Source organism: Amycolatopsis sp. DG1A-15b (genome assembly GCF_030285645.1).
In the GTDB taxonomy this organism is placed as follows: Bacteria; Actinomycetota; Actinomycetes; order Mycobacteriales; family Pseudonocardiaceae; genus Amycolatopsis.
Window position 1 is genome coordinate 9,879,486 of the sequence record NZ_CP127296.1, and the last position, 24,791, is coordinate 9,904,276.

Annotated in this window: 23 protein-coding genes; 15 read left to right on the forward strand and 8 right to left on the reverse strand. The window is 71.0% G+C overall.

All coding sequences use genetic code 11. The features are described from left to right. Positions 1-193: 193 nt before the first annotated feature. A complete protein-coding gene (aceA, locus tag QRY02_RS45955; RefSeq protein WP_285988957.1) occupies positions 194-1,474 on the forward strand; it encodes an isocitrate lyase in 1,281 nt (426 codons plus the stop codon). Positions 1,475-1,569: 95 nt separating this feature from the next. Continuing rightward, positions 1,570-3,216, forward strand: coding sequence for a malate synthase A (gene aceB, locus QRY02_RS45960; protein WP_285988958.1), 1,647 nt, complete (start codon positions 1,570-1,572; stop codon positions 3,214-3,216). A 119-nt stretch (positions 3,217-3,335) separates the two neighbouring features. Here aceB and QRY02_RS45965 read toward each other — a convergent pair whose 3' ends face one another. Continuing rightward, positions 3,336-6,944: a S8 family serine peptidase gene (locus QRY02_RS45965; protein ID WP_285988959.1), complete on the reverse strand. Its 3,609-nt coding sequence runs from the start codon at positions 6,942-6,944 to the stop codon at positions 3,336-3,338. Positions 6,945-7,084: 140 nt separating this feature from the next. Here QRY02_RS45965 and QRY02_RS45970 point away from each other — a divergent pair, with 140 nt between their 5' ends. Beyond that, positions 7,085-7,576 carry a SigE family RNA polymerase sigma factor gene (locus QRY02_RS45970; protein ID WP_285988960.1) on the forward strand — a complete coding sequence of 164 codons (492 nt, stop codon included), beginning with the start codon at positions 7,085-7,087 and terminating at the stop codon, positions 7,574-7,576. An 11-nt stretch (positions 7,577-7,587) separates the two neighbouring features. Then, the gene (locus QRY02_RS45975; protein ID WP_285988961.1) at positions 7,588-8,445 is read left to right on the forward strand and encodes a hypothetical protein; all 858 of its coding nucleotides are present in this window, start codon (positions 7,588-7,590) and stop codon (positions 8,443-8,445) included. Here the strand turns inward: QRY02_RS45975 and QRY02_RS45980 are convergent. Continuing rightward, positions 8,436-8,969: a TetR/AcrR family transcriptional regulator gene (locus QRY02_RS45980; RefSeq protein ID WP_285988962.1), complete on the reverse strand. Its 534-nt coding sequence runs from the start codon at positions 8,967-8,969 to the stop codon at positions 8,436-8,438. The two genes, QRY02_RS45975 and QRY02_RS45980, sit on opposite strands and share 10 nt — an antisense overlap. Before the next feature lie 90 nt (positions 8,970-9,059). On the opposite strand from QRY02_RS45980, the gene QRY02_RS45985 reads away from it, so the two are divergent. Beyond that, positions 9,060-9,518 (forward strand): nuclear transport factor 2 family protein, encoded by a 459-nt coding sequence (locus QRY02_RS45985; RefSeq protein ID WP_285988963.1) that lies wholly within the window; start codon positions 9,060-9,062, stop codon positions 9,516-9,518. Here QRY02_RS45985 and QRY02_RS45990 read toward each other — a convergent pair. Continuing rightward, positions 9,515-10,147: a hypothetical protein gene (locus QRY02_RS45990; protein ID WP_285988964.1), complete on the reverse strand. Its 633-nt coding sequence runs from the start codon at positions 10,145-10,147 to the stop codon at positions 9,515-9,517. The genes QRY02_RS45985 and QRY02_RS45990 overlap by 4 nt on opposite strands. 111 nt (positions 10,148-10,258) lie before the next feature. Between QRY02_RS45990 and QRY02_RS45995 the strand changes: the two genes are divergently transcribed. Continuing rightward, positions 10,259-10,387, forward strand: a complete 129-nt coding sequence (locus QRY02_RS45995; protein ID WP_285988965.1) for a hypothetical protein — start codon at positions 10,259-10,261, stop codon at positions 10,385-10,387. Positions 10,388-10,400: 13 nt separating this feature from the next. Here the strand turns inward: QRY02_RS45995 and QRY02_RS46000 are convergent, their stop codons facing one another. Further along, positions 10,401-11,678 carry a glycosyltransferase family 4 protein gene (locus QRY02_RS46000; protein ID WP_285988966.1) on the reverse strand — a complete coding sequence of 426 codons (1,278 nt, stop codon included), beginning with the start codon at positions 11,676-11,678 and terminating at the stop codon, positions 10,401-10,403. Between the two features lie 112 nt (positions 11,679-11,790). On the opposite strand from QRY02_RS46000, the gene QRY02_RS46005 reads away from it, so the two are divergent. Next, the gene (locus QRY02_RS46005) at positions 11,791-13,554 is read left to right on the forward strand and encodes a glycoside hydrolase family 2 protein (RefSeq protein ID WP_285988967.1); all 1,764 of its coding nucleotides are present in this window, start codon (positions 11,791-11,793) and stop codon (positions 13,552-13,554) included. Positions 13,555-13,584: 30 nt separating this feature from the next. Here QRY02_RS46005 and QRY02_RS46010 read toward each other — a convergent pair whose 3' ends face one another. The 3 genes from QRY02_RS46010 to QRY02_RS46020 are packed head-to-tail and all read right to left on the reverse strand — an operon-like array spanning position 13,585 to position 16,363. Then, the gene (locus QRY02_RS46010; RefSeq protein WP_285988968.1) at positions 13,585-14,073 is read right to left on the reverse strand and encodes a glutathione peroxidase; all 489 of its coding nucleotides are present in this window, start codon (positions 14,071-14,073) and stop codon (positions 13,585-13,587) included. Between the two features lie 14 nt (positions 14,074-14,087). Then, positions 14,088-15,593, reverse strand: coding sequence for a 1,4-alpha-glucan branching protein domain-containing protein (locus QRY02_RS46015; RefSeq protein WP_285988969.1), 1,506 nt, complete (start codon positions 15,591-15,593; stop codon positions 14,088-14,090). After that, a complete protein-coding gene (locus QRY02_RS46020; RefSeq protein WP_285988970.1) occupies positions 15,590-16,363 on the reverse strand; it encodes a class I SAM-dependent methyltransferase in 774 nt (257 codons plus the stop codon). The genes QRY02_RS46015 and QRY02_RS46020 overlap by 4 nt, the downstream gene beginning before the upstream one ends. A 53-nt stretch (positions 16,364-16,416) precedes the next feature. On the opposite strand from QRY02_RS46020, the gene QRY02_RS46025 reads away from it, so the two are divergent. Continuing rightward, on the forward strand, positions 16,417-16,842 hold the full coding sequence (locus tag QRY02_RS46025) for a hypothetical protein (RefSeq protein ID WP_285988971.1): 426 nt from the start codon (positions 16,417-16,419) through the stop codon (positions 16,840-16,842). Here the strand turns inward: QRY02_RS46025 and QRY02_RS46030 are convergent. Continuing rightward, complete coding sequence (locus QRY02_RS46030; RefSeq protein ID WP_285988972.1) at positions 16,820-17,665, reverse strand: DegV family protein; 846 nt, start codon at positions 17,663-17,665, stop codon at positions 16,820-16,822. The two genes, QRY02_RS46025 and QRY02_RS46030, sit on opposite strands and share 23 nt — an antisense overlap. A gap of 243 nt (positions 17,666-17,908) precedes the next feature. Between QRY02_RS46030 and QRY02_RS46035 the strand changes: the two genes are divergently transcribed. From QRY02_RS46035 to QRY02_RS46065, 7 genes are all read left to right on the forward strand, one after another. Then, a complete protein-coding gene (locus QRY02_RS46035; protein ID WP_285988973.1) occupies positions 17,909-18,694 on the forward strand; it encodes an electron transfer flavoprotein subunit beta/FixA family protein in 786 nt (261 codons plus the stop codon). Positions 18,695-18,723: 29 nt separating this feature from the next. Further along, a complete protein-coding gene (locus QRY02_RS46040; RefSeq protein ID WP_285988974.1) occupies positions 18,724-19,683 on the forward strand; it encodes an electron transfer flavoprotein subunit alpha/FixB family protein in 960 nt (319 codons plus the stop codon). Between the two features lie 145 nt (positions 19,684-19,828). Then, complete coding sequence (locus QRY02_RS46045) at positions 19,829-20,611, forward strand: GNAT family N-acetyltransferase (protein ID WP_285988975.1); 783 nt, start codon at positions 19,829-19,831, stop codon at positions 20,609-20,611. Further along, positions 20,608-21,492 carry a lysophospholipid acyltransferase family protein gene (locus QRY02_RS46050; protein ID WP_285988976.1) on the forward strand — a complete coding sequence of 295 codons (885 nt, stop codon included), beginning with the start codon at positions 20,608-20,610 and terminating at the stop codon, positions 21,490-21,492. Before QRY02_RS46045 ends, QRY02_RS46050 begins: the two co-directional genes overlap by 4 nt. A gap of 287 nt (positions 21,493-21,779) precedes the next feature. Further along, the gene (locus QRY02_RS46055) at positions 21,780-22,115 is read left to right on the forward strand and encodes a helix-turn-helix transcriptional regulator (protein ID WP_285988977.1); all 336 of its coding nucleotides are present in this window, start codon (positions 21,780-21,782) and stop codon (positions 22,113-22,115) included. Between the two features lie 44 nt (positions 22,116-22,159). Further along, positions 22,160-23,527: an MFS transporter gene (locus QRY02_RS46060; RefSeq protein WP_285988978.1), complete on the forward strand. Its 1,368-nt coding sequence runs from the start codon at positions 22,160-22,162 to the stop codon at positions 23,525-23,527. 64 nt (positions 23,528-23,591) lie between these two features. Continuing rightward, positions 23,592-24,788: a cysteine desulfurase family protein gene (locus tag QRY02_RS46065; protein WP_285988979.1), complete on the forward strand. Its 1,197-nt coding sequence runs from the start codon at positions 23,592-23,594 to the stop codon at positions 24,786-24,788. Positions 24,789-24,791 lie beyond the last annotated feature (3 nt).

Consider the following 24,791-nt stretch of genomic DNA (forward strand, 5'->3'; position numbering starts at 1 on the left):
ACGGTTACGTGAACGGTCAAGAACGCGGATTTTCGATCACTTGCGAATCGGCTGATTCGCAACCTTTGCAGAGAGCGTACGAACCCTTCGCACAAATTGGCAAATTGGACAACTGGACCGCGTTTTGGCTGGCGTGTCAGGGTCAGGCCAAGCAAGGCGAGCAATCGCAAACTTCGCAACACCGGGAGATCCGATGACGGAACAGGCCAAGCAGGCGGCCGCGGAGCTGGCGGCGCAGTGGGCGAACGACCCCCGCTGGGCGGGCGTGCAGCGCTCCTACTCGGCCGAAGACGTGATCAAGCTGCGCGGCAGCGTCGTCGAGGAGCACACCCTGGCCCGCCGCGGCGCGGAGAAGCTGTGGGACCTGCTGCACACCGAGGACTACATCCACGCGCTCGGCGCGCTCACCGGCAACCAGGCCGTCCAGCAGGTCCGGGCGGGCCTGCAGGCGATCTACCTGTCCGGCTGGCAGGTCGCGGCCGATGCCAACCTGTCCGGCCAGACCTACCCGGACCAGAGCCTGTACCCGGCCAACTCGGTGCCGGCCGTGGTCCGCCGCATCAACAACGCGCTGGGCCGCGCGGACCAGATCAGCTGGGCCGAGGGCAACACCGACATCGACTGGTACGCCCCGATCGTCGCCGACGCCGAGGCCGGCTTCGGTGGCCCGCTGAACGCGTTCGAGCTGATGAAGGGCATGATCGCCGCCGGTGCCGCGGGCGTGCACTGGGAAGACCAGCTCGCGTCCGAGAAGAAGTGCGGTCACCTCGGCGGCAAGGTGCTCATCCCGACCAAGCAGCACGAGCGCACGCTGAACGCCGCCCGCCTCGCCGCGGACGTGCTGAACGTGCCGTCGCTGATCGTCGCCCGCACCGACGCGCAGGCCGCGACGCTGCTGACCAGCGACGTCGACGAGCGCGACCGGCAGTTCCTCACCGGCGGCCGCACCGCCGAGGGCTTCTACGAGGTCACCAACGGCATCCAGCCCTGCATCGAGCGCGGCCTGGCCTACGCCCAGTACGCCGACCTGCTCTGGATGGAGACCTCCGAGCCGGACCTCGAGGTGGCGCGCAAGTACGCCGAGGCGATCAAGGCGAAGTTCCCGGACCAGATGCTGGCCTACAACTGCTCGCCGTCGTTCAACTGGAAGAAGCACCTGGACGACGCGACGATCGCGAAGTTCCAGCGCGAGCTCGGCCACATGGGCTACAAGTTCCAGTTCATCACGCTGGCCGGCTTCCACGCGCTGAACTACTCGATGTTCGACCTGGCGCACGGCTACGCCCGCGAAGGCATGACCGCCTACGTCGACCTGCAGGAGCGCGAGTTCGCTTCGGAGAGCCGCGGCTACACCGCGACCAAGCACCAGCGCGAGGTCGGCACCGGTTACTTCGACCAGGTCGCCACCGCGCTGAACCCGGAGAGCTCGACCACCGCGCTCAAGGGCTCCACCGAAGAAGCCCAGTTCCACTGATCCCGGCCGCGGCCTGACGACGGCACCCCCCTCCGTCGTCAGGCCGCGACCTTCCCCTTCTTTCCTTCCCTGCCCACAGCTCGCGGAGGCACCCCATGGTTGATCGGCTGAACTACCGCATCGAGGTCACCGGCCCGGTCGAGGGCCGGTTCGCGGAGATCCTGACCCCGGCGGCACTCGACTTCCTGGCCAAGCTGGACAACACGTTCGCCGGACGCCGGCGCGAGCTGCTCGACGCCCGCCGCGTGCGGCGCGAAGAACTCCAGTCCGGGGAGAAGCCGCTCGGCTTCCTGCCCGAGACCCGCCGGATCCGCGACGACGAGTCGTGGCACGTCGCCCCGACCGCGCCGGGCCTGGAGGACCGCCGCGTCGAGATCACCGGCCCGACCGACCGCAAGATGACGGTCAACGCGCTGAACTCCGGCGCGAAGGTGTGGCTGGCGGACTTCGAGGACGCGACGTCGCCGACGTGGCACAACGTCATCGACGGCCAGCTCAACCTCTACGACGCCATCCGCCGCAACATCGACTTCACCACCGCTGTGTCCGATGCCGCCTCCGCGGGAAAGAGTGCGTCGGCGGGCGGCAAGCGCTACACGATCGGCGAAGACCCGGCGACGATCGTCGCGCGCCCCCGCGGCTGGCACCTGGTGGAGAAGCACATCCGCATCGACGGCCGCCCGGTGTCGGCGAGCCTGGTCGACTTCGGCCTGTACTTCTTCCACAACGCCCGCCAGCTGGTCGCGCGTGGCGTCGGCCCGTACTTCTACCTGCCGAAGCTCGAGAACCACCTCGAAGCACGCCTGTGGAACGACGTCTTCCTGCTGGCGCAGCGCGAGCTCGGCATCCCGCGCGGCACCATTCGCGCCACGGTGCTGATCGAGACGATCACCGCCGCGTTCGAGATGGACGAGATCCTCTACGAGCTGCGCGAGCACGCGGCCGGCCTGAACGCCGGGCGCTGGGACTACATCTTCAGCATGATCAAGAACTTCGCCGCGCACGGCGCCGACTTCGTGCTGCCGGACCGCGCACAGGTGACCATGACCGTGCCGTTCATGCGGGCCTACACCGAACTGCTGGTGCGCACCTGCCACCGGCGCCGCGCGCACGCCATCGGCGGCATGGCCGCGTTCATCCCGAGCAAGGACCCGGAGATCAACGCGACCGCGCTCGAGAAGGTTCGCGCGGACAAGGAACGCGAGGCCGGCGACGGTTTCGACGGCTCGTGGGTCGCGCACCCCGGCCTGGTCCCGGTCTGCCGCGAGGTCTTCGACGGCGTGCTCGGCGGCTGGCCGAACCAGCTCGGCAAGCTGCGTGAAGACGTCGACGTCACCGCCGAGGACCTGCTCGACGTGGCCAGCGCCGGCGGCGAGGTCACCGAAGCGGGAGTCCGCGCGAACATCAACGTCGCCCTGCGCTACGTCGACGCGTGGCTGCGCGGCACCGGCGCGGCGGCGATCCACAACCTGATGGAGGACGCGGCCACCGCGGAGATCGCGCGCTGCCAGATCTGGCAGTGGATCCGCAACGGCACGAAGCTCGAGGACGGCACGGCGCTGACCCGCGAGCTGGCGGTCGAATTCCTGGACGACGAACTCGCGTCGGTGCGCGCCGAGCTCGGTACGGGCCACCGCCTCGACGACGCGTACGAGATCTTCACCGAAACCGCGCTGGGCGAGAAGCTGCCGAGCTTCCTCACCACGGGTGCCTACGCGCGGTACCTCACGGACGCCCGGTAGCAGGGCCCCGGCTTCCCCTACCTGACGAGGGGAAGCCGGATCCACACTGATTGGGATGGTGTGGTCCGGACCGGTCCGGTGACGGCGGCTCCCCGTCACCGGACCGGTTCATTTCCGCGTCAGGAGATCGCGTACGCCCGGATCACCGTCTGCCGCACGGTGTTCCCGCCGTCGTCCGACGCGCTCGCCCGCAGCGAGACGAAGCCACTGGCCGGGTTCCGCACCACGACCGTCCAGTGCTCCCCGGTCCGCAGGGTGACCGCGGGCTGCCAGGTGCGCCCGTCGTCCACGGACGTCTCGACGGCCAGTTTCGTCCCGGCCCCGCCGCCTTGCCGCTCGACGAACGCCGGGAACGTGAAGACCCGGCCGCCCGGTGCGCGGTTGCGGAGGTCGACCGCCGGGTCGAACCGGGCGGTGAGCAGCGGCAGCGCCTGGCCGTCCGCGACCGCCGACGAGCGGAAGCCCCACTCCGCCGACACGTCCGTCCACAGTGGCCACCAGGCGGTGTGCCGGTGGACGTCCGCGGAGAGCCGGTACGCGCCGTCGGCGTCCGGCACCGGGATGGTGGCCCGGCCCGGCTCGTCCGGGGCCACCGGAATCGCGACGCCGTCCTTGGCGAGGCTCACCGAACCGGTGTCCCCGACGAACGACGCGGCGGTGCGCGGCCGTCCGGCGGCGTCGCCGAACAGCGGCAGCCACATGTCGAAGACGCCGTCCTTGCGCCACGCCCACGGCCGCGGCTGTTCGCCGGAGTGGGTCACGGTCAGCCCGCGCAACGACGGGCCGGCCACGGCCTTGTTCCAGGCGAGCTGGTACCTGCGGCCCGCGGCGAGGTCGAGCTTCTCCGTCAGTTCCCCGAGGTAACCGGCGGTCCAGATCGTCTCCCACCGGCCGGGGGAGTAGTACTCGGTGCGTTCCTGCTGGTCGGCCACGGGTTCGGTGTAGCCGTAGCCGACCTTCCGACCGAAGAACTCGTACCCGGCGACGTAACGGATGGTCGAGGGAACGTTGTCGTGGTAGGCGGTGCGCACCTCGGCGAGGTCACGCGTCTTCGGCCGCTGCACGCGGGCGGCCGTCACCGCCTGCTCGACGCCATCGGCGAGTTCGTAGCGGAAGTTCGGCGACGGACGGCTGACCACCGTCGCCGAAGCGCCGCCCTTCTTCGCCAGCTCCGCCAGGCGCTGTCCGGTCACCGACATCCCGCTCCAGATCGTCGGCATGGTCAGCGTCGGGACACCGCCGCCGAGCACCGTGGCCGCGGCCGGGTCGCCGGCCATGGAGACCAGGCCGAGCTTCGCCCCGGCGTGCTCGACGTTCGCGAGCCGCTGGTAGGTCTCGGTGATCGGCGTGTCCTGGGGCAGCCGGATGACCACGAGCTTGCCGTGGGCGTCGATCCCGGCCAGGTCCTCAGGTGTGCCGGCCCCGCCGGACACGACCGGCAGCGTGCTGCTGCCTGCCGGCGCGGCCGACTCCAGCCACATGCCCCGGACCGCGAACGGCTTCCCGTCGTCCGCGGTCAGCTCGAGGTCCGGTTCGGTGGCCCGGCGCTGCTGGTCGAAGGCGAAGGCGGCCGACGAGGTCCCCGGCACCGTCGCGGCGAAGGCTTCGTGGAAGCGCGGGTCGAGGTCGGTGTTGTCCGCGAAGACGCAGGCACAGGCGGTGATCCGGCTGAGCAGCTCGACGTGGTGAGTGCCGCCGCGCGCCGCGGGGTTGTCCGGCTCCAGTGACATCGGCTTGCCGTCGCGCGCGTCGAAAGTCTGCGTGACGTCGTGGTCGAGCACCAGTTCCGGCAGGCTGAGGAAGCTGTGCGACGGCTCCTGACCAGGCCGCGGCGTCTCGATGTGGCTGTGCACGGCGTACCGGCCGCGCGGCAACCGGTACGTGCCCGGCTCGGCGTGGGTCAACGAGCCGGTGTCGAGGTCGATGATCGCCACCGGCGGGTAGCCGGTCGGCGCCCACGGCTTGCCGTCGCGGTCGACCAGGCCGATGGTCAGGTCGTACATCTCCCCCTCCTGCCGGACCGACAGCGCGGTCCGGGTGCTGACACCGTCACCGCGCGCGGTGAGGATGCCGGCGTGGGTGCCCGGAGCGCCGTCGTGGGCGGCGAACGTGAGTTCCACCGGGGTGCTGCCGCCCGCGGGCACCGTCACGGCCGCCGGGAAGGTGACCAGACCGCCGAGGTCACTGGCAAGCGTCAGCGTCACCGGCGTGGCGCCGGAGTTGTACCAGGTGACTGTCGCCTTCTTGGTCATCCCGTGGTTGGGCCAGGGGAGGTACGCCGACGCCGCGCCGGTGGCGGTGACCGGCGTGGTCGTCGCGCGGGCGACGTCGACGCGGCCGGTGCCGACCGCCGCCGGTCCGGCGTCGACGGGCGTGGCGCTGCTGGTCAGTGCGGCCTTGAGCCGCTCCGCCGGCCAATCGGCGTGCTGCTGGGCCAGGATCGCCGCCGAGCCCGCGACGTGCGGCGTAGCCATCGACGTGCCGTTCAGCGTCTGGTAGCCGTCGCCGACCGGGTCGCCCGCCGGTGGGATCCCGGCCGGCCGCGCCGCGGTGATCGACTCGCCGGGGGCGGCGACGTCCGGCTTGGCCGCGCCGTCGCCGGGCCGGGGTCCGCGGCTGGAGAACGCACTCAGGACGTCCTTTTTGGACACGCTGGCCACGGCGAGCGCGGCGTCGGCCGCCGCCGGGCTCGCGACGGTCTCGTCGTGGCCGGAATTGCCCGCGGCGACAACGAACAGGGTGCCGTAGTCGTGGGTCAGGCTGTTCACGGCTTCGGACACCGGATCGGTCCCGTCCGACGGGCCGCTGCCGAGGCTCATGTTCACCACGCGGGCGTGCGCCTCGGTCACCGCCCACTGCATGCCGGCCAGGACGGTGTCGAACGTGCCGTGGCCGGATTCGTCGAGGACCTTGCCGACGGCCAGGGTCGCGTCGGGCGCCACTCCCCGGTACTTCCCGCCCGACGCCGCGCCGGAGCCGGCGATCGTCGAGGCCACGTGCGTGCCGTGCCCCTGGTCGTCTTCGACGCTGCCCTTGCCGGTGAAGTCCTTGCCCGGGCCCACGCGGCCGGCGAAGTCCGGGTGGGCGGTGGCGATGCCGGTGTCGAGCACCGCGACGGTCACGCCGCGGCCGGTGAGGCCCGCCTGCCACGCCGCGGGCGCGCCGATCTGCGGCACGCTCTGGTCGAGGCTCGCCTGCACCTTCGCGTTGAGCCACACCTTCGCGGTGCTTGCCGCGAGCGTGGCGGGTTCGGTGGCGAGCCGGTTCCAGAACGCCGCGGCGCCGGACTTGGGCTCGTCGAGCGCGGTGTAGCCGAGCGCGGCCGGCCGGGCGGCCACGCCGGTCCGGGCGGCGACCGCCGGGCCCGCCTGCCGGACCAGCAGCGGCACGTGCGGCGTCCGGGCGTCGTCGTAACCCTGGCGCAGCAGGCCGGTGACGTTGAACAGCTGCTCGTCGAGCCGCCCGGCGTGGACCAGCCCGGCGGCGTCGCCGGGCAGGACGTAGCTGTCGCCGTGGCGGGTGTACTGCCGGAACGGCACCGGGCGGTCCCGGCGGGCGGGCAGCACCCGCACGTCCGTGCCGCTGACCAGCACCTGGTCGCCGGTGACCAGGGTGATCCGGCTCGGCGTCCCCGCCGGTCCGTCCGCCGGGGCGGCCGCCGCGCCGGGTGCGGTGAGCACGCCCGCGGCCAAGGTCACCGCGATGACCGCGGTGATCGGTTTCCTCATGGAATGGTTCCTCACTGTCGGGTCCCCCGGTTCGTGGAACGGGCCGGCCGCGGCGGCGGGTTGCCCGGATTTCGATCTCCGGGCAACCCCAGCGCCCGCGACCCCCGTTCGACAGGTGTTGGGGCAACGAGGAGGAACTGGTGAAACGGTCGGAAGAAGCGGGTTACCGCGATTACGTCACGGCCCGGATGGAAGTCATGCGCCGCACGGCGTACCTGCTGTGCCGGGACTGGCACCTCGCCGACGATCTGGTGTCGATCAGCGTCGGCAAGCTGTACCGGAACTGGCTGCGGGCCCGGCAGGTGGAGCACCTCGACGCCTACGTCCGCCGGATCCTCGTGCGCACGTGGCTGGACGAGAAGGGCCGGGCGTGGCGGCGGGAAGAGCCGGCGGAGACGCTGCCGGAACTGCCGGTGCCGCCCGCCGACGACGTCGTCGAACGGCTCGGCCTGCTGGAACTGCTCGACGCGCTGCCGCCGCGGCGCCGGGCCGCGGTGGTGCTGCGCTACTACTGCGACCTGTCGATCGAGGAGACCGCCGAGATCCTCGAGTGTTCGCCCGGAACCGTGAAGAGCCAGACCGCGCGCGGGCTCGACTCGCTGCGCGCGCTCGTCGCCGCGAGCCAGAACTGATGGAGGAAGAAATGAGCAAGGACCAGTTCGACGCGGCGATCGGCGTCGTCCCACCGTCCACAGTGGACGTCGAGGCGGTGCTGGACCGCGAACGCCGCCGGGCGCGGGTGCGCCGCGTGGCGAACCCGTGGACCGCCGCGGGCGCGGGCGTCGCGGCGGTGGCCGCCGGCGCGGTGCTCGTCCTCGCCCCGGGCGGTCCCGCGCCGAGCGTGGTGCAGCCGGGAGCGGCCAGTACGCCGCCCCCGTCGCCGGAAGGGTGCAGCCGCGACCCGCGGCCGACCGGGGCACCGCTCCGGGAGAAGACGGACGTGGTGGCGGACCGGTTGACGACGGCGCTCACCGACGCCGTCCGGCAGCGCCTCGCCGCGGGTACGACGCTGGGCGTCCACACGCTGGGGCAGTACCCGAAGGGCACCCAGCACGGGCCGCTGGCGTTCTACCACGTCTTTTCCGCGCCGGTGGCGAAGGACAGCACGTGCAGCGGCGGCGAGGACTACTTCATGGCCGCGGCCTCGACGACGGAAAAGACGCACAAGGGCAACGTCTGGGCCATCGTCACCCGGCTCGGCGGCAGCGCCGGCCCGGCGACCGAGTGCAGCCCGCCGCCCGAAAAGATGCAGGGTTCGTGCGACCGCCGGACCGGACCCCACGGCGAAACGATCGTCGAAGAGATGCTCACCACGCCGGGTGGCCCGACGGCCAATCGGGTGAACGTCACCAAGGCCGACGGCACCGGCCTCATCGTCGAGGCGCAGAACGTCGCCGGCGACGCGAAGTACGGTGGTGAGCCGGACATGCCGTCGCCGCCCCTGAGCCTCGCCCAGCTGGCCGAGGTCGCGCTCGATCCGAGCCTGACGCTCTACCCCTGAGTGGCCAGCAGGACCTTCGCCGCCTCACCGGCCGTCTCCGCTTCGCGGGGATCGCCGGTGATGGCGGCGAGCACGGTCGCACCCTCCATGAGCGCGAACAGCTGGTCGGCAACGCTCCGGTCGGGCACGAGACCGCGCAGGTAGGCCCGGACCTCGTCCTTGTGCTTGCGGATCGCGGCGGCGATGCCGGGGGCGGGCTCGCCGAACTCGCCGAAGGAGTTGATGAACGCGCAGCCGCGGAAACCCGGCTCGGCGAACCAGTTCTTCAGCCAGGCGAACACGGCCAGAGGGTCGTCGCCGCGGGCGTGGACGAAATCGCGCAACGAGCCGCGCCAGCGTTCGTCGCGGCGAAGCAGGTACGCCTCGACCAGGTCGTTCTTCGCCGGGAAGCACTGGTAGAGCCGCTTGAGCGAGACGCCGGAGCGTTCGCGGACGGCGTCCATCCCGACCGCTTGCACGCCGTGGGCGTAGAAGAGGTCCTCGGCGGCCTCCAGCAGCCGGTCGGTCGCCTCCGTGGAATCCATGTCACCTGCCCCTGGCGCTGAGAATGATCGTTCTCTAGTCTAGCGGGAGCAGCTGAGAACGCACGTTCTCTGCGTCCGGAAGGAGCTCGCATGACCCCGCGCCCGCCGTTCCCGCCGTTCGACGAAGACACCGCCCGCCAGAAGGTCCAGGCCGCCGAAGACGCGTGGAACACCCGCGACCCCGAGCGCGTCTCGCTCGCGTACACGGAGGACTCGGTCTGGCGCAATCGCGACCGGCACGTCGTCGGACGCGCGCGGATCGTCGAGTTCCTCACCGAGAAATGGGCGCGCGAGCTGGACTACGCCCTGCGCAAGGAATTATGGGGGTTTCGCGGCAACCGCATCGGCGTCCGGTTCCAGTACGAGTCCCGGACCGCCGAGGGCCAGTGGTTCCGCAGCTACGGCAACGAGCTCTGGGAGTTCAGCGACGAAGGCCTGATGCGCCGCCGCGAAGCGAGCATCAACGACGTCCCGATCGCCGAAGCCGACCGCCGCATCTTCGGCCCGCGATCGGAATCCGAGCACGGCGTCCTGCTGCCGGTCTTCTAGGCGGCCGAGCCGTCCCCGGTCCGGGGTGCGCCGTGGGGGAGGACCTTCACCTGGCCGGGCCGGGACTTCGCCGCCAGGACCGTGAAGCGCACGCTCAGGGCTTTACCCGCGCAGCGGACGGAGACCGGATAGGTGCCGGGCGCGACGGCGGCGACGACGCTTTCGCCGAAAAACGCCCACGGCTGGTGTCCCTCGGCGTTGCGGTCCAACGGCGCGGTGATGCGCAGAGCTTTTGTCGTGACCGGGCTCGCTTCGCCTTCGCACGCGACAGTGAGGGAGACCTTTTCGCCGGGATGTCCGCTGGAGGCGGACAGCTTCAGCCAAGTGGGCAGCGGTGGCGGGGTGGCGGTCTGCGCGGCGGCCGCCGGGGTGAGTGCGAGCAGGCCGGCTGCGGTGAGGGAGAGGATCTTCATGGTGACCTCGCGGAGTTGGGTTCGTGTCTTCAAGGCGTTTGCGCAGGCCAGCGGGTTGTCACCCGAGACCCGACTGTGACGCTCGGGGCCGAACGCCGGCGAATTGGCCGGTGGCGTTTTTTCGGCCATGAGCCCGGAGCAGCTGTCCGGTGCGGACGTGAGGCCGGCGTTCACCGGCTGCTGAAGGGAACCCGTTGAACCGGACGAACCGATCACGGAAGACGAATACGTACCGGCCCGTGCTGTTCCGCTTATTGTTTCCCCGGGAGGCGGCGCGGATGCTCGCTGCGAGGCGCCGATCGCGCCGCCGCTTCCCGAGGAGTCCCCATGACCAGCAGGTTCAGAGCTGCCGCCGCCACCCTCATCGTCGTGCTTTCGCTCGCGTTCGCCGTGGACGGAATAACGACCACGACCGTTTCGGCCGCTCCGGCGTGCTTCCGGCCCTGCCGGTTCTGAGCGGGGCGGCTACCTAGACTTCCGGGATCTCGGCCGGCACCGGTTCGAAGGCGTTGCCGGTGGCGATCTTGGGGCGGGGCAGCTCGACCGGTTCGCCCGGCTTCGCCCGCCGGTAGACCTCGGCGGTCGCTTCGGCGATCCGGCCCCAGTCGAAGTCCGCGGCCAGCCGGGACTGCGCGGCCCGGGCCCGCTCGGCCGCGGCGTCGGCGTCGGAGAGCACCGTCGTCACCGCGGCGGCCAGCGCGGTGACGTCCCCGGGGCTGAACGCCAGCCCGGTCTCGCCGTGGACGACGACCTCGCCGAGCCCGCCGGCGGTCGACGCCACCAGCGGTGCCTTCGCGGCCGCGGCCTCCAGCGCGACGATGCCGAACGGCTCGTACCGGCTCGGCAGCACGACGGCGTCGGCCGCGGCCAGCGCCGCGCGGAGGTCGCGGTCGGAGAGGTGCCCGACGAAGTCGACCGCGCGCCGCACCCGCAGCTTCCGCGACTGCTCGACCAGCTCGTCGAAGTGTCGTCCTTTTCCGGCAACGACCACGCGGGTGCCCGGGTGGCGGCGCCGGATGCGGGGGAGCGCGGCCAGGAGGTCCTGCACGCCCTTTTCCCACTCGAGTCGTCCGAAGTAGAGCAACAGCGGCGCACCGGCCGGGCTGTAGACCTCGCGGGCGCGCGCGATCTCGTCCGCGGGCACCTGCCACCCGCGCTCCTCGATGCCGTTGTGGATCACCGTGACGTCGGCCGCCTCGACCTCGAAGAGGTACGCGACTTCGCGACGCATCGCCTGCGAGCAGGTGATCAGCGCGTCGGCGCGGTTCGCGAGCCACCATTCGACCGAGTGGACCTGCTGGTTCAGGGGGTGCGACAGCCAGCCGGAGTGCCGCCCCGCCTCGGTCGCGTGGATCGTGCCGACCAGCGGCACCCGCGCCGCCTCGGCGATCGCGATGGCCGGGTGGGCGACCAGCCAGTCGTGCGCGTGGACGACGTCGGGCTGCCAGCTGCGCAGCAGGTCCTGCGCGGCGCGGATCATGGCGTGCCCCATGGCCAGCGTCCAGGCGACGAGGTCCCGTTCGAACGTCACGTGCATCGGGTCTTCGGCGACCCGGATGATCCGCACGCCCTCGACGACGCGGTCGGTGCGCGGGTGCGTTCCGGCGTCGGTGCCGGCGGCGTGCCGGCAGAGCACGACGACCTCGTGGCCCTGGCGGGCGAGGTGGGTAGCGAGCGCGTGGACGTGCCGGGCCAGGCCCCCGATGGCCACGGGCGGGTACTCCCAGGACAGCATCAGCACTCGCATGGGCAGAGGTTACTCGCGAGTCAGGAGGCCTCGACGCGCCCGTGCTGGCGAGGTGTTCACATGTGATCTCGATCACTGGCCAGGGTGAGGATCTCTGCCACCATCGACCGGGATGACTCCTGACAAGGACCCCGGCTGGCGCCGGCTCGACCCGCCCCTGCCGACCCCGTGGAGCGCCGACGTCGCTCCGGACAACGCCCTGCCCGAGTACCCCCGGCCCCAGCTGACGCGGCCTCGCTGGCTGAACCTCAACGGCGTCTGGGAGTACGCGGGCTGGCCGTCGTCGCCGGATGAACCACGGCCGTCCGGCTACGCCGAGCGCATCCTGGTCCCCTTCCCGCCGGAATCGGCGTTGTCCGGAATTGGACGACGCGACGAAGTCCTCTGGTACCGGCGTCTTTTCGAAGTCCCCTCCGACTGGCACGGCTCACGGGTCCTCCTGCACTTCGGCGCGGTCGACCAGACGGCGAAGGTCTGGGTCAACAACCAGCTCGTCGCGACCCACGAAGGCGGGTACACGGCGTTCAGCGCGGACGTCACCGACGTCCTGCGTGCTTCGGGGCCGCAGGAGCTGACCGTCCGCGCCGAGGACCGCACCGACATCGAGCCCTTCCCGGTCGGCAAGCAGCGCAACGCGCCCGGCGGCATCTGCTACACCCCGTCGTCCGGAATCTGGCAAACGGTGTGGCTGGAGCCGGTCCCCGAGACCAGGATCGAGAGGCTGGAGCTGACTCCCGACCTGACCGGCGTGACGGTGTTCCCGCAGGTCACCGGCGGTGCCGAGGTCGTTGTCATTCTTTCGGCAAACGGCACCGAGGTGGCGCGGGCGTCGGGTGCGGCCGGGACGTCGGTGCGCGTGGACGTTCCTTCGCCGCGCCTCTGGACGCCCGACGACCCGCACCTCTACTCGCTGCGCGTCCAGCTCCTCGACGGGCGTGGTTCGATTTCGGACGAGGTCGGCAGCTACGCCGGCCTCCGGACGATCGGCCTGGTCCCGGACCCGCAGGGCCGGCCGCGGATCGCGCTCAACGGCCGTGTCACTTTTCTGCACGGACCGCTCGACCAGGGCTACTGGCCGGACGGCATCTCCACCGCCCCCACCGACGACGCCCTGCGGTTCGACCTCGAGAAGACGAAGGAGCTGGGCTTCAACTTCGTCCGCAAACACGTCAAGGTCGAGCCGGCCCGCTGGTACCACTGGGCCGACACGCTGGGCTTGCTCGTCTGGCAGGACATGCCGTCGCTGACCGTGTCGTTCGACGGGCCGCCGGGGATCGCGCCGGACCCGGTCCCGCGGGCGCGTGAGCGGTTCGAGGCGGAGCTGGCCGAAATGGTGACGCAGCTGCAAGCGGTCCCGTCGATCGCCGGCTGGGTCCCGTTCAACGAGGGCTGGGGCGAGTTCGACACGGCCCGTGTCGCGGAATCGGTCAAAACCCTCGACCCGACGCGGCTGGTGATCGCGAACAGCGGCGTCAACTGCTGCTTTTCGCGGCCGGACAGCGGCGCGGGCGACGTCTACGACGACCACACGTACGTGGGCCCGGGTTCGCCGTCGGTGCGCGACGGCCGCGCGATCGTCGACGGCGAGTACGGCGGCCTCGGCCTGGTGTTGGACGACCACTGCTGGCCGGGCCCGCCGAACGCGTACGAGATGACGCCGACGCGAGAGCGGCTCACCGAGCGCTACGCCGAGGTGAGCGCCGCCCTCGAGCGGGTCGTGGCGGACCGCGGCTTGTCCGGGGCCGTCTACACCCAGACGACCGATGTCGAAAACGAGGTCAACGGACTGCTCACCTACGACCGTCGCGTGATCAAGGCGGACCCGGCGGTGGTCGCGAAATGCGTGCGAGCCGTGATCGAAGCGGGCTCGTCCTGATTTCGACCACGGCCGGTCCGCACCGTCACATCAAGCCGGCAGGGCCGCCTCGATGGCCTTGACGACCGCCTCGTCCTCGGGCTCGGTGCGCGGCCGGAACCGCGCCAGGACCTCGCCGTCCACGCCGACGAGGAACTTCTCGAAGTTCCACTGGACGTCGCCGGCGGCGCCTTCGTCGTCAGCGGTCTCGGTCAGCTCGGCGTAGAGCGGGTGGCGGCCTTCGCCGTTGACGTCGATCTTCTCGAACAACGGGAACGTGACGCCGTAGGTCGTCGAGCAGAACGTCTGGATCTCGTCCGCGCTACCAGGTTCTTGCCCGGCGAACTGGTTGCACGGGAACCCGACGACGGAGAAGCCCTGCTCGCCGAAGCGTTCCTGCAGCCGCTCGAGGCCGGAGTACTGCGGGGTCAGGCCGCACTTCGACGCGACGTTGACCACGAGCAGCGCCTTGCCCGCGAACTCGCCCAGCGAGCCGTCCCGCCCGTCGAGGGTCTTGAGCGGAATTTCGTGGATTCCCATCCGGAGGGTCCCTTTCAGTCGTGCTTCAGCGCCCGGGCGTCGAGGTGCCCGAACGGTCCGTCGTCGGCGCGGTAGGCGGCGGCGACCTCGACGGCGCGCGCGCGATCGCCGCGGCGCAGCAGCCCGGCCAGCGCGTCGAAGCGCTCGGTGTGGACCGCCGCGCGACGGCGCGCGTAGTCCGCGGCCGAGTCCTTGGTGACCATGAACGCCCAGTCGCTTTCCAGCGCCAGCATCGCCTCGGCGACGGCCTGGTCGGCGACGGTGTCCCGGGCCGTCCGGTCCAGCCCGGCGACCAGGTCGAGCAGCCGGTCCTGCAACGCGGCGTTGGCGGCGACCATGTCCTTGACCTGCTCGCCATCCCAGACGCGCCAGTCCTTGCCCGACCCCCACGACGACGATGGCAGGTCGATCGGCTCGCCGACGTGGCCGGCTTCCATCGCACCCTTCAGCGTCGTCACCCGCACACCGGCGTCGGGGAGCGCGCGCAGCACGCCTTCCAGCCACGCCGGCCCTTCGTGCCACCAGTGCCCGAACAGCTCCGTGTCGTACGCGGCGACCACGAGCGCCTCACGCCCGTGTTGGCGCTTCAGCGACCGCAGGCGAGTCACGACGGTCTCGACGAAGTCCTTGACGTGCGTCTCCAGCACGTCCGCGGCGAGCGCCGGGTCGTAGGGTGCCTTGTCCTGCGGCTCGACCGTCTTGCCGGTGACCCGTGCGGCCTTGAGGCCGACCTCGTGCTGCCAGGTGTGGAAGTCGCGGTAGGCGGCGTGGCCGGGGTAGCCGGCCTTCGGTGACCAGACGCGGTAGGTGACCTCGAGGTCCCGGCCGAAGGCGAGGACGTCGGTGTCGCCGACCGGCCGGGCGGCCCAGGTCTCGCCGCGCAGCGACGGGCCGTCGACCATGAACCGCCGCACGCCCGCCGCCGCGTAGTCGTTTTCCATACCAGGCGCGTAGCCGCACTCGGGGGCCCAGATCCCCTCCGGGCGCGTCCCGAGCCGCAGGGCCGTGTCGGCGAGACCGCCGTTCAGCGCGAACTCACGCACCCGCGGGTCCAGCAGCGGCTGGAACGGGTGGGCGAGCGGGCCGCCGAGCAGCTCGATGGTCGAATTGTCGACCAGGGACCGCAGGACCGGGGAGAACCCGTGCCGCCACCGCGTCCCGAGCTCTTCGGCCGCGCGGACGGCGGTCCGGTGCTCGGCCGCGGCGAGCTCGCGCAGCAGCGGGTCGCCGCGCCACAGCGTCGCCGCGTGCTGGGCACGCAGCTGCCAGTGGCCGAGCCAGTCGTGGAACGCGCGGATGCTGTACGGGTCGTCGAGCTGCGCGGCCAGCACCGGCGTGACGCCCAGCGTCAGCACGTCGCGGCGGCCTTCGTCGGCGAAGCGCTCCAGGAGCTCGACCATCGGCAGGTAGGAGTGCGCCCACGCCTGGTAGAGCCATTCCTCGCCGACCGGCCAGCTCCCGTGGTGCGGCAGCCACGGCAGGTGGCTGTGCACGACGAGGCAGAAGGTCCCCTCGCTCATCGGCGCACCGCCACGGCGATCAGGTCGAGGCTGGCGTCCAGGTCGTCGCCGTGGATGTCGAACCCGGTGGCCTCGATCGCGGCGACGTCGGCGAGCAGGGCTTCCGGCCACTCGGCCTGCCCCGGCAGCTTGCCCATGACCACGTCGAGCTGGGCGTCGATGATCGAACCGCCGTACCGCTCGTCGAGAGCGCGCACAGCCTGGCCGTGGTGCAGCCCGTGCAGCGATTCGACGGCGAAGCCTGCGTCGGTGAGCAGCCCGGCCAGTTCGGACGGCGCCAGCTCGCGCGTGTGGAACGGGTTCAGTGGCGTGTCGCTGTCCGGGGTGAAGGTCAGCCGGTTCGGCGTCGTGACCAGCAGTTTGCCGTTCGGTGACAACACCCGCCGGCACTCGGCGAGGAACCCGGCCTGGTCCCACAGGTGCTCGATGACCTGGAAGTTGGCCACGACGTCGACCGCGCCGTCCCGGACCGGGAGGAAGGCCAGGTTCGCCCGCGCGACGGCGAGCTCGGGATAGCGACGGGCGACGTGCTCGGTGGTCGGGACGTCGTAGTCGAGCGCGAGCACCCGGCGGCCCGTCGTGGCGAGGAGGCTCGCGCCGTAGCCCTCGCCGCAGCCGGCTTCGAGGACCATTGCGTCCACGCAGTGGGGGAGCAGGGCGGCGTACGCGGCTTCGTGGCGCCTGAACCAGTAATTCTCCTCGGCGATGCCGGGGACGGTCCGCTCGCCGGTCAGATGCAGCGCCTCGGCCCGGGTGGCTGGGGTGGTCACCTCCGCGACCCTAGCGGGTGTCACGTCCGGCGCCGCCGTCTCGTTCCGTGGTCATGCAACGGACCATCACCCGCGTACTGCTCGTCGTCTTCGGCTTGGTCGAGGCCGTGGCCGGAATCTGGCCACTGGTCTCGCCGACCGGCTTCTACCAGGACTTTCCCGGCTTCCGCACCGGCTGGGTGTCGATGGACGGGCCGTTCAACGAGCACCTCCTGCGCGACTTCGGCGGGCTCAACCTGGGGCTCGCGGCGCTGCTGGTCGGGGCCGCCGTGATCGGCACCACAGCGGTGGCGCGGCTCGCGGCCGTCTCGGCGCTGCTGTTCGGCGTCCCGCACTTCCTCTACCACCTCGGCCACGTCGGGCACTTCGAGCGGATCGACCAGGTCCTCATCGTGGGGGTGACCGGGCTGGGTGTGCTGCTGCCGCTCGTGGTCCTGCTGGTCCCGGCCCGGCGGGTCAGCCCACCGGCGACACCGTGATGCCGAGCGCGCCGGGGCCGAGGTGCGCGCCGATGACCGTGCTCGCTTCGACGACCATGCTCTCGACCATCGCCGGCACCCGGCGTTCGATCTGCCTGCCGATCTCCAGTTCGTGATCGCTGGCGCCGAACCGGGTCACGGCGATGTCGGCGCGGAACCCGCCGGACTTCTTCACCGCGAGGTCGACCATCTTGGCCAGGGCGCGCTTTGTGCCGGGGACCCGGGCGAGCGGCGCGACCTCGCCGTCCTTGACCGTGAGCAGCGGTTTGATCGAAAACGCGCTGCCGAGCATGGCCTGCGCCGCGCCGATCCGGCCGCCGCGGCGGAGGTACTCGAGGGTGTCGACGTAGATGAACTCGGTGCTCGTGGTGCACCGGCGTTCGGCGGCTTCGATGACCCGGTCGGCGTCCGCGCCGGCCGCGGCGGCCCGCGCGGCCGACACGGCGGCGAAGCCGAGACTCATGCCGGTGGTGCGGCTGTCCAGGACGTGCACCGGGATGCGGACCTGCTGGGCGGCCTCTCGGGCCGCGCGGACGGTGTCGGACATGCGGCCGGATATGTGGATGCTGACGATGGCGGTCGCGCCGGCGGTGGCCGCCTCCTGGTAAGCCCAGAAGAACGCCCCCGGGTCCGGGGGCGCCGTGGCGATCACCTGCCCGGCTCTCATGGCGTCGATCACTTCGCCGCGGTCGAAGCGGTTTTCGTCGTCGTAGTGGCTTCCCAGGCTCAGCTGGATCTGGACGACGCCGATGGCCCAGCGAGAAGCGACGAGGTCGGGCAGGCAGGAGCTCGAGTCGGTGATGACGGCGATGCGCGCGGGCATGGTGGGGGAGGTTAATGCCTGACACCCACCGCCAGTAGGCCGTGGTTGGTCCGATTGGACGAACGGCAGTTCGGGTGGGGTAACCGGTCAACTATCGGGACGATGGTCCCACTAGATTGCGCATCCAGGTGAATGACGTCACCTCGACGGGTCCCGCGCGCCGATTGGTCCTAATCTACCGGCCAGTAGAGCACTGTCCCGTGGTCGTCCGCGGGCCACGAACCGGGAGGTCGAAGCAGACCCATGACCAACATCGTCGTCCTGGTCAAGCAGGTACCGGACACCTACTCGGAGCGGAAGCTCAACGGGTCCGACCACACCCTTGACCGCGAATCCGCCGACGCCGTGCTCGACGAGATCAACGAGAAGGCCGTCGAAGAAGCACTGAAGATCAAGGAAGCCGGCGAGGGCGAGGTCACCGTGATCTCGGTGGGCCCCGACCGCGCGACCGACGCCATCCGCAAGGCACTGTCCATGGGCGCCGACAAGGCCATCCACGTCTCCGACGAGGCGCTGCACGGCTCCGACGCGATCGCCACCGCCAAGGTGCTCGCCGCCGCGATCGGCAAGGTCGAGGGCTTCGACCTGGTCATCGCCGGCAACGAGTCGTCCGACGGCCGCGGTGGCGCCATCCCGGCGATCCTCGCCGAGCTGCTGGGCCTGCCGCAGGTCACCTACGTGCGTGAGCTGACCGTCGACGGTTCGACGATCAAGGCCACCCGCGAGACCGAGGACGGCCTCACCCACCTCGAGGCGAGCCTGCCCGCGATCGTGAGCGTCGGCGAGAAGATCAACGAGCCGCGCTACCCGTCGTTCAAGGGCATCATGGCCGCGAAGAAGAAGCCGGTCGAGACGTTCACCATCGCCGACCTGGGCATCGACGCGAGCGAGGTCGGCCTCGGCAACGCGTGGTCCACCGTGACCGAAGCCTCGCCGAAGCCGCCGCGCACCGCCGGCGAGAAGGTCGAAGACGAGGGCGACGGCGGCACCAAGGTCGCCGAGTACCTGGTCGGCCAGAAGCTCATCTGACAACGGCTCTTCGAGGAGGAAGTAGAACCATGGCTGAAGTACTCGTCCTCGTCGACCACGTCGACGGTGAGGTCAAGAAGGTCACGCTCGAGCTGCTGACCGCCGCCCGCGCGCTCGGTGAGCCGTCGGCCGTCGTCGTCGGCCCGACCGGGACCGCCGCCAAGGCGAAGCAGGCGCTGGCGTCGCACGGCGCCGCCAAGGTGTATGTCGCGGAAGGTGACGACGCCGCGAACTACCTGGTCACGCCCAAGGTCGACGTGCTCGCCGCGCTCGCGCAGCAGGCGTCCCCGGCCGCGGTGCTCGTCACCGCCAGCGGTGAGGGCAAGGAGGTCGCCGCCCGCCTGGCCGTGCGCCTGGGCTCCGGCCTGATCTACGACGCCGTGGGCGTCAACGGTGACGGCGTCATCGACCAGTCCATCTTCGGTGGCGCGTTCTCGGTCAAGTCCAAGTCCGCGAAGGGCGCGCCGGTCGTCTCGATCCGCCCGGGCGCGGTCGAGGCCGAGCCGGCCGAGGGCGCGGCGGCCGAGGAGACCGTCGAGCTCCCCGCGGTCGACGCGGCGAAGACCACCAAGATCACCGGCGTCGAGCCCGTGACCGGCGGTGACCGGCCGGAGCTGACCGAGGCCTCCATCGTGGTGTCCGGTGGCCGCGGCGTCGGCTCGGCGGAGAAGTTCGACGTCGTCGAGAAGCTGGCCGACTCGCTCGGCGCGGCTGTCGGCGCCTCGCGTGCCGCTGTCGACTCGGGCTACTACCCGGCGCAGTTCCAGGTCGGCCAGACCGGCAAGACTGTCTCGCCGCAGCTGTACATCGCGCTCGGCATCTCCGGCGCGATCCAGCACCGCGCGGGCATGCAGACGTCGAAGACGATCATCGCCGTCAACAAGGACGCGGAGGCGCCGATCTTCGAGATCGCCGACTTCGGCATCGTCGGCGACCTGTTCAACGTCGCGCCGCAGCTGACCGAAGCGGTCGAGAAGCGCAAGGGCTGATCCTCGCTCGCGAAGGGCCTTCCGGGTGACCCGGAAGGCCCTTCGTGCGTTTTCGGGACAGAGAACCCGCCATTAACTGAACGTGCATTCATCGGTCATCGGATAGCACTCTCCGCGGCTTCCTCCGCGCAGGTAAACCTTGACCATGACGACGTCACAGCTCCTCGTCAGCACTGATCAGGCGGGTGCCGAGCGCCCCGCCGACGCCCGCCGGTACTCGCTCCTCGTCGCGCACGCGAACGACGAAGTGGTCGCGGCGCAGAAACTGCGTCACCGGGTTTTCGCCGAGGAAATGGGTGCGCGCCTCCACTCCCCGCGGCCCGGTCTCGACGTCGACGAGTTCGACGAGTTTTGCGACCACCTCGTGGTCCGCGACGACAACACGGGCGAGATCGTCGGCTGCTACCGCATGCTGCCGCCGGAACGCGCCGCCCAGGCCGGGAAGCTCTACGCCGACAGCGAGTTCGACCTGACCGCGATCGACGGCCTGCGCCCGTCACTGGTCGAAACCGGCCGGTCGTGCGTGCATCCGGACCACCGCAGCGGCGGCGTCGTGAGCCTGGTCTGGGCCGGCATCGCCCGCTACATGCTGCTTTCCGGCCACCGCTACCTCGCCGGTTGCGCGTCCGTCCCGCTGGTGGACGACGGTTCCTTCGCCGCCGGCGTGTGGGACGTCCTGCGCGCCAAGCACTACTCCGACGAGGCCACGCGCGTCACGCCGTTGATCCCGTGGGACACCACGGGCATCGAGCGCCCGGCGCGGCCCACGCTGCCGCCGCTGATCAAGGGCTACGTCCGGCTCGGCGCCAAGGTCTGCGGGCCACCGGCACTCGACGTCGACTTCGGCGTCGCGGACTTCTTCGTCCTTCTGGACCTGCACAACGTCGACGAGCGGTACCTGAAGTTCTTCCTCGGGAGCCAGGGATGAGCCACGCCTGGATGCCGTCGTCGCCCTGCGGCGACGGCTGCCTCACCGCCGACGACCCGGTGGTCGGTCTCCCGCGACGGGTCCTGCGCTTCGCGGCGGCGATCTCGGTCGTGCTCGCGGCGCTGGTGTCCGCGCCCTTGCTGCTGGTCGCCCCGGGCCGCGAGCGACTGCTCCGGCTGATCTTCCTCGGCGTGCTGCGGGCGTTCGGCGTCCGGCTGGACATCCGGGGCGGCGCCGACTTCCTGACCGCGCCCGCCGGCCGTGGCGCGCTGGTGGTCAACAACCACATCTCGTGGCTGGACATCGTCGCGATCAACGCGTTGCGGCCGATGCGCGCGCTGGCCAAGAAGGAAATCGCGGGCTGGCCGGTGCTCGGCGGCCTGGTCCGCCGCGGCGGCAGCATCTTCGTCGACCGCGAGCGGCTGACGACGTTGCCCGCCACGATGGCGTCGCTGGCCGACGCGCTGAGGACGGGCTCGCTGGTGAGCGTCACGCCGGAGGGCACGACGTGGTGCGGCCTGGCGTCGGGCCGCTTCACGACGGCGACGTTCCAGGCGGCCATCGACGGCGGTGTCCCGGTGCGCCCGATCGCGTTGCGGTACCGCCTCGCCGACGGCCGCGAGACCAGCCGTCCGGCGTTCATCGGACCGGAGTCGCTGATCGCGTCCCTGCGCCGGGTCGCGGCCTTGCGCGGCCTGGTGCTCGAGATCCACGTCTGCCCGGAGATCGCCCCGGGCCGCGCGGAAACCCGCCGCGAACTGGCCGCCCTCGCCGAGGCGGCGGTCCATTCCGCGCTGGGCACGGTCCAGATCCCGGCTCAGCAGCGGCGGCGGACCCCGCGCCGCCAGGCGGCCCCACTGGCTTCGCCTCCCGCGAAGTGATCCGGGCCCTGTCGCCGCGATCCGGCGACAGGCCCGGATTGGCCCCCTTTTCGTTCAGCCGACAGCGATGGTCAACTTTCGGCCAGGGTGCCCACCCTCGCTTTCGACCTGCGCCACGGCCACCTGAGCGGCGAACCGCCCGACCGTGCCGCTGGCGCCGTGGAGCAGCAGCGTCTCACCCTCGCGGACCACGCGTTTGAGGGCATCCTGGCGCGTGGACGGATCAGTGCTGGATGACGATCCGCGACGATTGCCCCGGAGTCGCCGACGCGGTCCCGCCCTGAGGGTTGACCGAGCGCCTCACGGCCCTCGGCGGCCACTGGGAGGTCGACGCCGTGCCGAGCTGGGGCACGACGGTCACGGCGGCCCTCCCGCTCGGCGTGGCCGAGCCGCCGGAGCTGCGTCCCCTCGATCGGCTCAACCCCGCGAACTGGAAGTCCTGTCGGGGATCTCCCAGGGGTCTGCGCAACCGGCAGATCGCCGAACACCTGCAGCTCAGCGAGCACATGGTGAAGTTCCACGTCCGCAACATCCTCGACAAGCTCGACGTGAGTTCCCGCGGCGAAGCGGCCGCGCCAGCCCGCGACCTGCCGCTGGAACCGGTAGCGCACCGCTCGGCCTGAACCACCTTGACCTCCAGCAGGCTGGAGGTTGCAGGCTGCTGATCATGGCCTCGACGATCGACTCCGCACCCCGTCGCCGAAGTGTGCTCTGGAGCGCGGAACACCGGCTGACCACGATCGCGCTGCTGCTCGTGGTCACATTGGTCGCGTTCGAGAGCATGGGCGTGGCGACGGCGATGCCCACGCTGGTCGCCGACCTCCACGGGTTGTCGCTCTACTCGTGGCCTTTCACGATCTTCCTGATCTCCAGCGTGGTCGCGACGGTGCTTTCGGGCCGGATCGGCGACCGCCGCGGCCCGGCGCCGGCTCTGCTCGCCGGGCCTGTGTTGTTCGCGGCCGGTCTCGTGATCGCGGGAACGGCGAGCGGGATGCCGACGCTCCTCCTCGGTCGTGCGTTGCAGGGCTTCGGTTCGGGATTGCTCCTCGTCTCGGTCTCGCTCCTGATCGCGCTGACGTTCACCGACCACGAACGTCCGGTCATCTACGCCGCGAACGCCGCCGCCTGGGTTCTGCCAGCGGTCATCGGGCCCTCAGTGGCCGGGGTCGTGACGGTCAGCGTCGGCTGGCGCTGGGTCTTCCTCGGTTTGGTTCCGCTCGTGGCCGTCGGCGTGCTCATGCTGGTCGTGGTCGTCCGGCGCTTGCCCGCCCACGGACCGGCCACGGGCGGCCGGCGGGCGAGCGTGCCGCAGGCGATCATCGCTGCGCTCGGCGTCGCAGCGTTGACGTGGGCGGCTCAACACCAGTCAGTCGTCTCGCTCGGCTACGGCACGGTCGGGCTGATCGCGCTGGGCTACGCGCTCCGGACGCTGCTGCCGACCGGGACACTGACGTCCCACCCCGGCCTCCCGACGGTCATCGCCTCCCGCGCCCTGATCGCCGGAGCGTATGCGGGGATGGAGGCGTACCTCCCTCTGGTGATGAGCGCGGTCCACGGTTACAGCCCTGCCCTCGCCGGCCTGCCACTCACGATCACGGCGCTGGGCTGGTCCGCGGCGTCGGCAGCGCAGGGCCGGTACCTCGACTGGTCGCGAGAGGCGTCGCTGCGCACCGGGTTCTGGCTGATTGCCGCCGGCCTGGTCGGCTTCGGTCTGGTTTCGCAGCCGTGGTTCCCCGGCTGGGTCGCTTTCGTGGCTTGTGCGGTCGGCGGCGCAGGCATGGGGATCGCGATGCCCGCGATCTCCGTCCTCCTGCTCCGCTACTCGCCCGAGGGCGAGCGCGGATTCAACACCTCGGCGATGCAGCTCGCGGACTGGGTCGGCTCTGCGCTGCTCATCGGCCTGGGCGGTGTCCTGCTCGGCGCGGTCGGCTCGGTTCTCGACCCGTCGCCGGCGATGGCCCTGCTCACGGTGGCCCTGGTGGCGCTCGCGGTGGTGGGTGTCCGGCTGACCGGGCGGTGGCCGTCAAAGGTGTGACAGCCCACTTCGAGGGCCAGGGTGGGCTTCGTCACGCGCTGGAGCGGACTACCCTGGAACAGCGATGACCTATCTCGACCACGCGGCGACCACTCCGATGTTGCCCGAAGCCATAGCGGCGATGACCGAGGCGCTGTCCACCGTGGGCAACGCCTCGGCACTGCATTCTTCGGGCCGCCGGGCTCGCCGGATGGTCGAAGAAGCCCGCGAAACCATTGCCGAGGCACTGGGCGCCCGCCCCTCCGAGGTGATCTTCACCGGCGGGGGCACCGAGAGCGACAACCTCGCGATCAAGGGGATCTACTGGGCTCGTCGCGGTGAGCAGGAGCAGCGTCGCCGCATCCTTTGCGGTGCCGCGGAGCACCACGCAGTGCTGGACACCGTCGAATGGCTCGAAGCCCACAGCGGCGCCGAGGTCACGCTGCTCGACGTGGACAGCCAGGGACGGGTGTCGCCTGACGTCCTCCGCGCAGCCATCGCCGCGGATCCCGAGACCGTGGCGTTGGCCACCGTGATGTGGGCGAACAACGAGGTCGGCACGATCAACCCGATCGCCGAGCTGGCGGCAGTGTGCGCCGAGTTCGACATCCCGTTCCACACCGACGCGGTCCAGGCCGTCGGGGCCGCACCGGTCGACTTCGCCGCCAGCGGCGCCTCAGCGCTCACCCTGACCGGGCACAAGCTCGGTGGCCCATTCGGGGTGGGAGCGCTTCTGCTCGGACGTGACGTAGCTTGTGCGCCTCTGCTGCACGGCGGGGGCCAGGAACGCAACGTCCGCTCCGGAACCCTGGACGTCCCGGCGATCGTGAGTTTCGCGACTGCGGTCCGAATCAGCGTCGCGACCCGAGCCGACTACGCGAAGCGGGTCGAGGAACTTCGAGACGGGCTCGTCGAGGCCGTCCAACGTGAGGTACCCGACGCCGTCCTCAACGGTGGAGAGGGCGAGAGGCTGCCCAGCCATGCCCATTTCACCTTCCCCGGATGCGCCGGCGACAGCCTGTTGATGCTGCTCGACGCCAAGGGCATCGAATGCTCGACGGGGTCGGCGTGCACCGCAGGCGTCGCGCAGCCGAGCCATGTGCTGCTCGCCATGGGGGCTGACCCGGCGGCGGCTCGCGGTTCCCTCCGTTTCTCCCTTGGCCACACATCCACCGCCGCAGACGTCGAGGCCGTGGCCGCGGAGATCGGTGGCGTCGTCATGCGCGCCCGGCAGGCCGGCCTCGCCGGAATGCGCAAGCAGACCCAGAAGCAAGAGGTGTAAGCA

Excerpts from the sequence above, each read along its gene's own strand:
- aceA (WP_285988957.1), top strand. The coding sequence starts at position 194 with ATGACGGAACAGGCCAAGCAGGCGGCCGCGGAGCTGGCGGCGCAGTGG.
- aceB (WP_285988958.1), top strand. The coding sequence starts at position 1,570 with ATGGTTGATCGGCTGAACTACCGCATCGAGGTCACCGGCCCGGTCGAG.
- QRY02_RS45965 (WP_285988959.1), bottom strand. The coding sequence starts at position 6,944 with ATGAGGAAACCGATCACCGCGGTCATCGCGGTGACCTTGGCCGCGGGC.
- QRY02_RS45975 (WP_285988961.1), top strand. The coding sequence starts at position 7,588 with ATGAGCAAGGACCAGTTCGACGCGGCGATCGGCGTCGTCCCACCGTCC.
- QRY02_RS45980 (WP_285988962.1), bottom strand. The coding sequence starts at position 8,969 with ATGGATTCCACGGAGGCGACCGACCGGCTGCTGGAGGCCGCCGAGGAC.
- QRY02_RS45985 (WP_285988963.1), top strand. The coding sequence starts at position 9,060 with ATGACCCCGCGCCCGCCGTTCCCGCCGTTCGACGAAGACACCGCCCGC.
- QRY02_RS45995 (WP_285988965.1), top strand. The coding sequence starts at position 10,259 with ATGACCAGCAGGTTCAGAGCTGCCGCCGCCACCCTCATCGTCGTGCTT.
- QRY02_RS46000 (WP_285988966.1), bottom strand. The coding sequence starts at position 11,678 with ATGCGAGTGCTGATGCTGTCCTGGGAGTACCCGCCCGTGGCCATCGGG.
- QRY02_RS46005 (WP_285988967.1), top strand. The coding sequence starts at position 11,791 with ATGACTCCTGACAAGGACCCCGGCTGGCGCCGGCTCGACCCGCCCCTG.
- QRY02_RS46010 (WP_285988968.1), bottom strand. The coding sequence starts at position 14,073 with ATGGGAATCCACGAAATTCCGCTCAAGACCCTCGACGGGCGGGACGGC.
- QRY02_RS46015 (WP_285988969.1), bottom strand. The coding sequence starts at position 15,593 with ATGAGCGAGGGGACCTTCTGCCTCGTCGTGCACAGCCACCTGCCGTGG.
- QRY02_RS46025 (WP_285988971.1), top strand. The coding sequence starts at position 16,417 with ATGCAACGGACCATCACCCGCGTACTGCTCGTCGTCTTCGGCTTGGTC.
- QRY02_RS46030 (WP_285988972.1), bottom strand. The coding sequence starts at position 17,665 with ATGCCCGCGCGCATCGCCGTCATCACCGACTCGAGCTCCTGCCTGCCC.
- QRY02_RS46035 (WP_285988973.1), top strand. The coding sequence starts at position 17,909 with ATGACCAACATCGTCGTCCTGGTCAAGCAGGTACCGGACACCTACTCG.
- QRY02_RS46040 (WP_285988974.1), top strand. The coding sequence starts at position 18,724 with ATGGCTGAAGTACTCGTCCTCGTCGACCACGTCGACGGTGAGGTCAAG.
- QRY02_RS46045 (WP_285988975.1), top strand. The coding sequence starts at position 19,829 with ATGACGACGTCACAGCTCCTCGTCAGCACTGATCAGGCGGGTGCCGAG.
- QRY02_RS46050 (WP_285988976.1), top strand. The coding sequence starts at position 20,608 with ATGAGCCACGCCTGGATGCCGTCGTCGCCCTGCGGCGACGGCTGCCTC.
- QRY02_RS46060 (WP_285988978.1), top strand. The coding sequence starts at position 22,160 with ATGGCCTCGACGATCGACTCCGCACCCCGTCGCCGAAGTGTGCTCTGG.
- QRY02_RS46065 (WP_285988979.1), top strand. The coding sequence starts at position 23,592 with ATGACCTATCTCGACCACGCGGCGACCACTCCGATGTTGCCCGAAGCC.